The 8,206-nt window shown below is 24.4% G+C and carries 6 protein-coding genes and 2 pseudogenes; 2 read left to right on the top strand and 6 right to left on the bottom strand.

The window, feature by feature from the left end; genetic code table 11:
- Window positions 1-317: 317 nt before the first annotated feature.
- From HNP63_RS04995 to HNP63_RS05010, 4 genes and pseudogenes are all read right to left on the bottom strand, one after another.
- Window positions 318-1,170, bottom strand: a pseudogene (locus tag HNP63_RS04995) (S2/P23 family protein).
- Window positions 1,171-2,006: 836 nt separating this feature from the next.
- The gene (locus tag HNP63_RS05000; RefSeq protein ID WP_183227356.1) at window positions 2,007-3,185 is read right to left on the bottom strand and encodes an MFS transporter; all 1,179 of its coding nucleotides are present in this window, start codon (window positions 3,183-3,185) and stop codon (window positions 2,007-2,009) included.
- A gap of 564 nt (window positions 3,186-3,749) precedes the next feature.
- Window positions 3,750-4,592 carry a virulence associated lipoprotein gene (locus HNP63_RS05005; RefSeq protein ID WP_183227354.1) on the bottom strand — a complete coding sequence of 281 codons (843 nt, stop codon included), beginning with the start codon at window positions 4,590-4,592 and terminating at the stop codon, window positions 3,750-3,752.
- Window positions 4,593-5,116: 524 nt separating this feature from the next.
- The gene (locus HNP63_RS05010) at window positions 5,117-5,377 is read right to left on the bottom strand and encodes a P12 family lipoprotein (RefSeq protein WP_052689652.1); all 261 of its coding nucleotides are present in this window, start codon (window positions 5,375-5,377) and stop codon (window positions 5,117-5,119) included.
- Between the two features lie 111 nt (window positions 5,378-5,488).
- Here HNP63_RS05010 and HNP63_RS07080 point away from each other — a divergent pair.
- Window positions 5,489-5,680: pseudogene (locus HNP63_RS07080) on the top strand (hypothetical protein); the annotation flags it as partial.
- 62 nt (window positions 5,681-5,742) lie between these two features.
- Here HNP63_RS07080 and HNP63_RS05020 read toward each other — a convergent pair.
- Together HNP63_RS05020 and HNP63_RS05025 are read right to left on the bottom strand one after the other, a co-directional pair.
- Window positions 5,743-6,240, bottom strand: a complete 498-nt coding sequence (locus HNP63_RS05020) for a P13 family porin (RefSeq protein WP_183227352.1) — start codon at window positions 6,238-6,240, stop codon at window positions 5,743-5,745.
- A gap of 182 nt (window positions 6,241-6,422) precedes the next feature.
- Window positions 6,423-7,307 (bottom strand): P12 family lipoprotein, encoded by an 885-nt coding sequence (locus HNP63_RS05025; protein ID WP_048830821.1) that lies wholly within the window; start codon window positions 7,305-7,307, stop codon window positions 6,423-6,425.
- 422 nt (window positions 7,308-7,729) lie between these two features.
- Here HNP63_RS05025 and HNP63_RS05030 point away from each other — a divergent pair, with 422 nt between their 5' ends.
- Window positions 7,730-8,074, top strand: coding sequence for a hypothetical protein (locus HNP63_RS05030; protein WP_012615146.1), 345 nt, complete (start codon window positions 7,730-7,732; stop codon window positions 8,072-8,074).
- Window positions 8,075-8,206 lie beyond the last annotated feature (132 nt).

The raw sequence follows: 8,206 nt of genomic DNA on the forward strand, positions 1-8,206 counted from the left end.
TTTAAAAGCATATTTTTTTATAATATGTTTTAATAATATTTTCTTGTTTTTTTATATTAATAAATCAATTAAGTAGTATTTAGGACAATCTACGCTAAATACCCCAATTTTATAACTTTAGAAGTTATTTCTTTCTTTTTAGAATTTTCAAGCTATCCTTTAATTTCTTTTAAATAACTTTTTAATCTTTCTAAATAATCCTCAATGTCACCAACTTCTACAGTATTTTATTTTCTTTATCATTTTTTATTTTGCTTTTTAAAGTGCTTCTAGTATTTTCTAATAAAATAAATCTATTTATTAAAAATTTCATCAGGTTATTTATTATTCATCAAATCAATAGGAAGCTTTAATTTTTCTTTTGATAAATCTGGATACTTGGCAAATATTAGCTTAACAACATCATTAAATAGTTTTAGATCTAATACAATTTCATAGGTTTTATCCTCATTAGTTTGCCTATCTTTTATAGTAAGATATGCAAGCATATAACTACATTTACTCTTTTTATAAAAAAGAGTAAAAAAATCTGTTAAAGCATTATTAAAAACCCCAAAATTATATGAATTAATATATCCAGCCTCTCTTGAAACTTCTTTCAAAGTAATTTTAGCAAAATCATCAGTTCTATATTGCTCAAAATCAAAATTCACGCCTTCAGAAATTAACTTTAGGCTTTTAACTTCATATTTTTCTTCAAACTCTTTGGTTGACTCAAATGCTATTATTTTAGCTATTGGCACTTCATTACCCAATATTTTATAGTTATTATCATTAATATAATAACTATAGCTAAACCATGATGAAGTTTTAAATTGAATGGGTGAAAAAATATACGCATATTTAGCCCTTTAAGCTCTTCAATTAAATTATTATATCTGTCTTTGATAGCTCTTAAATTACCAGATTTTGCCCATGTAACATAACCTGCAAAGCAATCCCCCCCCCACCATAAACTTCTCCTTCTTTTATTTCGCTTGACCCAAATTCTTCATTAATACAGGAAATATTTTTAATATTTTCTTTATTATCTTTTTCATTATCCTTTTCAATTAGCTCAAAATTTAAAATTCCAGTTTTGGTGTTTTTTAAAGAATTTGATCCTACAACACAAGAATAAAGAAGTGATATAAAGAAAAATATATTCAAAATATTTATACTCTTTTTCATAAAATCCTTTTTGCTTTAATTAATTTCTAAAGCATTACTCCATTAATTTAATATTAAAAATTCATAAAATATTTTTTCATTATACCTAAAAAAGAGTTAGCTAAAAAAATGAACTGCTTATTCTATAAGCTCTAATTTAGAAATAGTAGCTCATCTAAGTAATTTTACTAGTATTAAAATAAAAAATTAATCATATATTCATTATTTTTATTTTTTAGGTTAAAAATATTTACACTTAAGGCTTGACTTTTTGACAAAAAAGCATTTCAGTTTTATTTAATAACTAGGAAGAAACTTTTTAATGAACTCGATTAAGAATAGAATAGGCATAAAGCAATAACCCTTTAATTAAACAAGCAAGCGAAAAGTAGTAAGCATACTGTTCTCTACCTATAAGAATTATTCTTTTTTGGAATAATTAGAGGTGGTAAAACTACTTTAGATTAATCTTTTGTTGATGTCCATAAAGCTATGCAAGAAAAAATAATTTAAATTGTAAAGATTGTTTTAAAAAAATAAGTTAAAGGCTTTTTAGATACAAAAGATAAAATAAAAGAAGAAGAGTGGATTGGAGTTTTTAGAAATCTGGATCAGAAATTTATCCAAAAATACGAATTAATGCAAGCTTTATGGATATCTATAAGGGCAAGTTGAAGATCTAAAATTAAAAGAGATTGATAAAAAATCAAGAATTAGAGGATAAAATAGAAAAAGTGATTCTAAACCCCTCTTTTAGAGTATATTGTGAGCATGAAAAAGAAATAAAAGAATTTAATAACCTTACACGCGTATTTTAATGTCTTTTCCATAAGAAGGATATTAATAATATCTATTTCTCAACTTTTTTTATTATTTTTAAATTTATATGTTACAATAATAGATAATGTACAAAAAATAAGTATTAATAAAACAAATGTATTTATAGCACTTATAAAATTAGTTAAAATTGAACATATGCCTAGTGCTAAAAATGAAAATATACGAGATAATGTACTATTAATAGAAGTTAAGGTTCCTAAAACTTTTGAATCCACATTTTTTTTAAAAAAATATTCTAAATTATTAGAATAAACAGAAATTAAAATTACTAAAAATATGATTATAGTAATAAATATGTAAATATGTAAAACTATTTTTATTAAAACTGATAATAAAAATATTATAGCTAAAATAACATAAATATCATATTTTGAATGTTTAATTTTTCTAAATATCCATGCTCCCATAATATCTGATACGCGAAATAGTACATATATGATTCCAAATATGCTAATAGATATATTTTTATCAATAAAAATTGCTTGCCAGTATAAATAAAAAGGTTGATAAAAAAATTGAATAGAGCTATTTAGAATAAATACTGCTAAAAGCTCTTTAGATTTCAATAATATTATTATTTTTTTAAAAAACTTTATAAGATATAAAGTTAAATCTTCTTTATTGTGCTTATGATCTGTATTTTTATCATTTGGTATGAAAAAAATTGTAATTAAAGAGGATATTAGATATATTAACAATGAAATTAGGTAAATTTTTATATCAATATATAAATATAGTACACTTCCAATATATCCACCTAAAATAGCACCAATACTTAATATCATTTTTACAAATGATATAAAAGCTTTTAGCTTTTTTGAATTATTTTGGTATAGCTTAGTAAAGCTAATATCGATTGTCCCGGTGTTAATAGCAGCTGACATCCCATATATAAACCAAGAAATACAAAGAAGTACGAATGAAGAAGCTTTAAAAATAATAAAATAAGAAATCATTAGTAGAAAAATTGATACTAAGTAAACAATTTGTCTATCAAAAATATCTGATATTATTCCTGATGGAAATTCAAAAATAATAATTGCTGCCATATAGCAAATTTGTACTATAGCAATATCTTTTAGTGATAATCCTTTATTTATTAAAATAATAGTTAGTACAGCATGGGGTAACGTTCTTGCAAGTTCTGACAAAAATAATGAATAAAAATAGTATTTTTGATGTTTGCTTTCTATCATAAATCTTTATTACATTTGCAGGATTTGTTCTTTAGAATATTAATAAAATGAAATAGGAAATTATGATTACTAATATCAATTTGTTTATTTAAAGAATTAATTTTTTCATATTTATTGCCAAAATAAAACATGATATTAATAATAATCTATACCCGATGCAATTGCAATTAAGCTTCATATCTTTTGTCTTTATAAAAATGAATAATAAAGAGCCTATATTTAAAGAATATGGCATTAATAATATTAAATCTCTTGCTAATTACTATTACTAAATTAAAGATTATAGAAATAGTAGTTTATATATTACTATAATTTAATCATAATATTGGCTTTTAAATTTATTAACAATTTAAAAATAGTATCTTCAAAGCGTATTATTTTTGCTGGAGGGGAGTTTCTATAAACATTATGAAGAAGTTTATTTATAAAACCAGTAAATCAATTTGACAAAACTTGTTTTCAACTAAAGTTTATGTAAATTATAGATGGAAAATTCTTTGCAATTTTTAGTTAAAACATTAAGCCTATCTTTTATTGAAGATAGGCTTTTACATTATGATAATTTCAATACATAACCTTTAAGGTATATATTGAAATTATGTCGTTTTTTAGATTTTCAGATTCTTCCCTTTTTTTTACAAGTTGTTTGTAAAGTTCAATTACATAAGATTTGAGTTTAGTATAATTTGTTTTTATAAGATTTTTATTATTTTGATAATCTAATAAAAGTTGGTTTAACATTTCTGAAACGATTGTTTTTGTAGATAATAATTTCTCAAATGAATTTTTAAGCTTCTCTAAGTCTAAAGTGTCTAGTTTATTTATAGTGTCTTTTTTGGAATATAGATAAACAATCACGTCGTCAATAGCACTTCCAAATTCGTTAAAGATGCTAAATAGGCTTTGTGTTTGTCCCGATAATATTATAATTTCTGAAAATTCCTTTAATTTATTAGTGTCAATAGCATTTAAGGTGGCATAAATACATTTTCTATATCTTTTAGATTTATCGCTATTATCAGCTATCTTTTCACTGGATAAATTTCCCACCCAAACTAATTTTTTGAAAGCCAATATTCCATATTGGTCTGAAGGTTCTTCTTCCAATTTTTTTACATATTTTTGTCTATCGATATTAGCTGTTTCTATTAAATTTCTTAGATCGTCAAGAGGTGTGTTTTTTATTCTTTTATTAGAGGTTTTTTCTTGATTTGGGTTTGCTTCTTGATTTGGGTTTGCTTCTTGATTTGGGGTTACTGTTGTTTTGGTTTTTAATCCCTCTTTATTGGATTTTAGTTCTTTTTTACTAGATTGATCCTTCATATCTTTTTGATTGGTTTTAAAATCTGGATTGCAAGCATTTAAAAATAAAAAAACAAATATGCTTACAATTATATTATATTTCATAAATATTCTCCTTATTTAAAATATTATATTATATTTAATATAATATAATATTCAATCTAATATAATTAGATTATAATAAATATAGATGAGATAATAATCATGATAATATTTTCATTGTCAGAAATTTTATATTATTTTGAGCTTTTTAAAAATTTATTTTGATGATTATTGTCTTAAAGATTTAAAAACTTTAAAATTGTAAATAATTTGTAGAGTATTTTAAGATATTATCGAATAGTTCTGTGCAGTTCTTAAGCTAATGAAAGTATTTAAATAAATAAACCAAAAGGTAACCCCACCATGTTCATGTAATATTAATTTATTTATAGAAGAGTTTTTTAGTATCTATGGTCGTTGTTTAGTATAGATCTATTGAAAAATAAGTGAATTCTAACCTTAAAAAGGTATAGCACAGTGATTATTAAAAGTTAGCTTGTGTGACATTTATAGATTCTCTTATCTATTGAAACTTGATAAAACGGTTTTTGTATTTTCAATGAGTTCTTTTATCTCCTTCTTTTCCCCTAATGCCTCATTGTTTTACTTAGAGCTAATCTAGATAATTGCAATGCATAAGATGCCTTACTTTTACTCTCTAATCTTTTAATATTACTTTCTTTTAAATTTTTCTGCGAGTCATCAAAAAAGAAAGCCGAAGATCTTATTTCATTTCCTGCGATATCAATCTTATTTATAAGATTATCAAGTTCAATATCTATCCTTAACTGATTTTGTAATCGTACTAGTTCCCTTGTCTTATTTCTATTGTTCTTAGAATTTTCCATTGGCGATGTTTTTTTATGTGGCTAACATTTGAATATGGTGGGGGTAGAAAAGAATCGTCCGGAGACCGGACGACATTTTTTGACACAAATAAAAAAAGGTATACAAAAATGAGAAAAAAAGAAAAAGAAAATAATTTCATTGTGGCCAGTCTTTACTCATTAACTAAATAAGATTTTATAACTTTGCTTAATGATTTTAAGGTATTGAAAAACAAAAAAGGAGAAGATTATATTTTATCCTTAATGAAAGGATATGAGAATTATTTTCTAGGTGCGAAGGGTTTCAATCTTTGGATTGCATAACAGACCCAATTGTCAGATTTTGAATTGACAATTGAGATTGTAAAGTTACTATTGCACTTGATTTAATAACTTTTTTTAAACGATAGTTGGAATCCGTTTATTCCGATATCAAAATTTGGTTCAAACCCTGCAAGCGAAATGCTAAGTTTTTTTCTAAGATTTGTATTGTATCTATTTGCAAATGTAAATGGAATAATTAGCGAGGCTATGTGGGCTGCTGAAATCGTGCCTATTCCTATCCCCACTATTGTAAGTCCGGTTATTGCTTGTGCTGGTCCTTTTGCTGTTCCACCAATGATTATTCCAGTTATCCAAAGTATTCCTCCTAATACTTGAGATCCAAGCACTGCACCACCACCAATATAATCCCCTTGAACAAAGGATCCTATCCCAAAAGAAAAAAAGAAATTCAAAAGGAATGGTGCAAGCACGGGGGCTTTTTGGCTTTCATATTTCAAAGTAGTTGAAATATCCCCAATACCTTTTCCAACTGTATCTTCTGACGCAAAGATTTGCATAGTTAAACCAAAAATTAATATTAATGTGAAAATTTTTTTCATATTAATATTCCCTCCTAATAATTAAGTTTTGATAATTGAATATTAGCGCAATTTCTAGATTTTATATGGGGAGATAGATTTTCTTCCTAAAATATAATTTGAGTTACTTGAATGTTCTAAGCTGATTTTAAAAATTTATCTCCACCTAAATTTCATAGAAATTATAAATGGAGAATTCTTTATTATTTTTTGTTGAGACTTGCTACAATAGTTTTTGCATGTGTAATAAGCTCTTTTATTTCTTTCTTTCTTCCTATTGCCTCAATTCTGTTAGAAAAAAAAGATTCTAAATTACTTAAAGCACTTCTTGCGTCACTTAGAGCCTGTCTAGATAATTTTAATGCATCAGATCTCTTATTTCTACTCTCTAATCTTTTAATAATACTTTCTTTTAACCTTTTATTGGCCTTATCAAAAAATAAAGCAGCAGATATTATCTCATTTTCTGCAATATTAATCTTATTTATAAGTTTCTCAAGTTCAGAATCTATCTTTAAATTATCTTCCTCCAATTTTGCTAATTTATTTATCTTGTCTCTATTATTCTTATAATTTCCCATTAGTGGTGTTTTTTTATTTTGAATTTTTTCTAGCACATCATGCAAATCAGCTTTTATTAAAGCATATTCATTTTTAAGTGCACGCGCTTCTTCAATTAATTCAGAAAATTTAGAGTTTCCAAGAATATTTCCTAAATCTTTAATTGCTTCGTCTGCTCTCTTTTCTTCATCAGTAGAGGGAATCAAATCCTCTTTTTTTATTTCTTTTTTTTGAGCATGCTCATCAATTGAAATATTTGCTATATTAACCCTATTATTTAATGATACTGAAGGTGCTACAGGATCAATTAAATCCTCATATTTCTGTTCTCCGAAATTTTTAGTAAAGCCTTTTTGCTCTTCTTGATTACTATATAAATCATTAAGAGCATCTTCTTTAATACTGTACGAAGCCCCTTTTGCATTATTGTTATTTTTTTGTTCTTTATTACCAGATAATTTGGAATCTAGGTTGCAAGACATTAATCCTACTATTAATAATGTATATAAAAACAAACCTTTTCTCATAAAAATATTCTCCTTTTCTCATAAAAATATTCTCCTTTTTTCTAATAAGAATATTAATTATTAATTAATATTCTTATTAATTAAGATTATATATCATTTTGTTTGAATTATAATAAAAATATTTTAATTTTTTGTTAAAAATATTGTAAAAATAAATGCCTCAATAGCAATCACCCAAAAATTAGCAAAGGACGCTTTAGCCAAAGAAAAAGAGAGGATTCAAAAAACTCTAAGAGATGTTCTATATGAGAGACTCTACGACTCTATAGTATTAACTATAATACTTTATTATAATTTATAGTTACAATAAGGTAAGAGGTTGTGATTATGCTAGGTAAGAAATTTAATTAATATTAAGACTAGGCTCGATTAAATTATTTCTAATATTTGATCGCTTGGTCTTAAATATTAGAAGGTATAAAATGACTTACATAAAAAATCCAACTTCATTTTTTAATAAATCAACTTCTGGTAATCTTGTTAATTTAGGCAAATTTCAAATTAAAGTAAATGATAACATTTTTGAACATTTGCTCGATATCGCAATATTTGCAAAAAATAAAAAAACATACAAAGAATTAATATTATTTGCTACTGAAAATAATATTAGCGATAAAACTATAAAATTAGCATTAGAAAATAAAGTATTAATTCCTTTTTATGAATATCCAAAAAATAGAGGTTACTTAAAAAATAAATATTTTTTGGATCTTTTGCTTGCACATCCAGAGAATTGTAGGTTTATTCTTTTGAGAAATTATATTTAAAGTTTTATTTTGTTTGAAGGGGAAAGTTTTACCTTTTTAGATTAATCTTTAGAGTTAATATATCTATACTAATTAAAAATTAATTAATTAATTTTTAATTAGTATAGATATATTAACTCTAAAGATTAATCT

It is taken from the genome of Borreliella afzelii (assembly GCF_014202295.1).
Lineage (GTDB): Bacteria > Spirochaetota > Spirochaetia > Borreliales > Borreliaceae > Borreliella > Borreliella afzelii.